Raw genomic sequence first — 1,808 nt, 5'->3', positions numbered from 1 at the left:
GCGTTTGGGGCGGATTTTGGCGGCGTGCGCGTGCATACGGGGGCGCAGGCGGATCGGTTGGCGCGATCGATTCAGGCGAAGGCGTTTACGACGGGCCAGGATGTTTTCTTTCGGCAGGGGACATATGAGCCGGGGAGAAGCGGGGGGCTAGAGTTGCTAGCTCATGAGTTGACCCACACTATGCAGCAACGAACGAAAAAAGCGACCACGGTGAACAGATGGGAAGAAAAGAAAAGAGATGCGAAGACCGCCCAAGCGAGATGGAAAAATCTCAACGACAATCACGACGACAGCGATAAAACCTACCAAAACCTCCACGAAACCGAGGGCATAAGAGCGAGGAAAATGATAGCATACGCCAAAAAAAAACTCACCGAGGACAATCGACCGAAATCTGCCAAGATCCTATACAAACGGATGATCGCGAAAAGTCAAGAAACCATCAAAAGGTCTGAAGACGCATTCATCGGGCTCCAGCACCACTACAACGAAATCAACGATAAAGGAGGAGGTTGGATGAATGATTTAAATGAAGCAGCAAGAATAATAAAGACGGGGGATTACGTGGCAGTCCTGGGCGGAAAGAATGATAAGGAACCAGACTTCATCACAACGAAAATTACGGATGGACAGACATACGTTGAGGAAGTGAAAACAACGAAAAATCAAAAAGATGTAAATTCAATGCTGCAAAATGCTGGACTACAGTTATCACAGAGGATACAATCGCCCAACAAGAAGGCACGAATCATCTTCACAGGATCCGGCTTGTTAACCTCACTCCCCGCTGACTACAAAACGAACGATGCGGACGTCAAAATCTGGATGGAGAACAACCAGGACACGATCTACACATACGCAACGAGCGTCCTAAAGACATACAAAGGTAAACTTCCACCAGACATCAGATTTGCCGTGACGTACAAAGAAACCGAAATAAATTCGACGATCCAAATCAATGGAGTAATCAATCGTACCTCTGAAACAAAAGGGTATAAAACGGAAGTCAAATGTCAAATCTATATAGAGGACTTAGACACAAATGAGGAGACCCAAACGCAGATAATAACGATCGTCGCATTCTCAAACGAACCAAAGAAACTAACCGTGACGACAAGCGGAGCCCGAACTACCAAAAATAAGGTTGACAAAAGAACAGCCAGCCCATTCCGCTGACCCCAAAAAACTGAGGTGAAAAACCAACACTGAGAACCAAAGTAAATCGAGCGAAAAAGAGGAAGAAAACAGGCACAAAAAGTTCAGGGGGCGATTGTCTCCCCCTGAAACCGATAACTTATAGAGCCGGAATGCTTCGCCCTGATCCGGGCAAATCCTGTAGTTTTACAAAAACGGGATGCTCCCTGATCGCACACCCACTCATAAGCTCGTTCTATTACCTCATCGCAGGTGACTCGTTCGATAAGCTGCACAGCAACCCCCGCGAGTCAAGAAAGAAAAACCGCAAATTCTCCCATCCCAATTCTACCCATTCCAAAGAAAGCGCATCCAACCCTATCCGCACAACCCAAACACATTTCTTACCCCCGCACAATGGGCGAAGCAACCACCACCCCCCAAACAGCCACCCCCCTCGAAGAATTACTCCCCTGGCTAAACCGCATTGACACCCTGATCCACAAAGCCGTACTCCTCGCCGAGTCCCACTACAGTCCCGATCCCTCCACCGCACCCTACCGGGGACTGCAAATCAGCCTCGAAGAAGTTGATCGCCTGCTGCAACGCCATCCCGCCGAACCCTTATTTGCCGCCGCCGCCCCAGAAACCGCATCCCCCCCAGCAACATCCCG

The 1,808-nt window shown here is 49.2% G+C and carries 2 protein-coding genes; both read left to right on the top strand.

The features are described 5' to 3' along the window. On the top strand, positions 1–1,176 hold a 1,176-nt coding region (locus QT990_RS35675; protein WP_333466405.1), incomplete at its 5' end, for a DUF4157 domain-containing protein. 375 nt (positions 1,177–1,551) lie between these two features. Then, on the top strand, positions 1,552–1,808 hold a 257-nt coding region (locus QT990_RS35670), incomplete at its 3' end, for a hypothetical protein (protein ID WP_333466404.1).

The organism is Microcoleus sp. T3_B1 (genome assembly GCF_036700445.1).
GTDB lineage: Bacteria > Cyanobacteriota > Cyanobacteriia > Cyanobacteriales > Microcoleaceae > Microcoleus.
Note: the sequence above shows the minus strand (reverse complement) of the source record. Positions and strands in the feature narration are given on the sequence as shown.